The sequence below is a fragment of the Campylobacter sp. RM12640 genome (genome assembly GCF_020137595.1).
GTDB lineage: Bacteria > Campylobacterota > Campylobacteria > Campylobacterales > Campylobacteraceae > Campylobacter_E.
In genome coordinates this window covers 1-527 of sequence record NZ_JACGAU010000071.1, presented here as the reverse complement: position 1 = coordinate 527, position 527 = coordinate 1, and the positions used below count along the sequence as shown (strand labels likewise).

1 protein-coding gene is annotated in these 527 nt (G+C 23.1%); it reads left to right on the top strand.

Annotation, left to right across the window (positions count from 1 at the left end; genetic code table 11):
• Positions 1-22: 22 nt before the first annotated feature.
• A partial coding sequence (locus tag AVBRAN12640_RS09920; RefSeq protein ID WP_336613010.1) for a glycosyltransferase family A protein occupies positions 23-527 on the top strand: 505 nt, incomplete at its 3' end.

Below are 527 nucleotides of genomic sequence, written 5' to 3'. Positions count from 1 at the left end.
GATTATATATTCAAGGTAGAACATGTTTTTTTTTAAAAAAGTAAAAAAATTATTTAAAGATCCAGAATTATTTTTCCATGACTATAACATTAAAAAAAGAGCTAAAAATAATTTAATAATTAAAAAATTAGGTAATAGTCATATTCCATATTCAACCTACACAATAGTCTCAGCTGTTTATAATGTAGAAAAATATTTAGATGATTTTTTTACTTCAATAATAAATCAAAGTATAGGGTTTGAAAAATCAATTCAATTAATAATGGTAGATGATGGTTCTAGTGATAATTCAGCTAATATTATTAAAAGGTATCAAAAACTATACCCAAACAATATTACTTATATTTATAAAGAAAACGGCGGACAAGCAAGTGCTAGAAATCTTGGACTAAAATACGTTAAAACTCCTTGGGTAACTTTTGCAGACCCTGATGATTTTTTAGATAAAGACTATTTTAAAAATATAGATATAGAAATATCAAAAAACAATAATTTAGCAATGGTAAGTTCAAATATTATTTTTTACC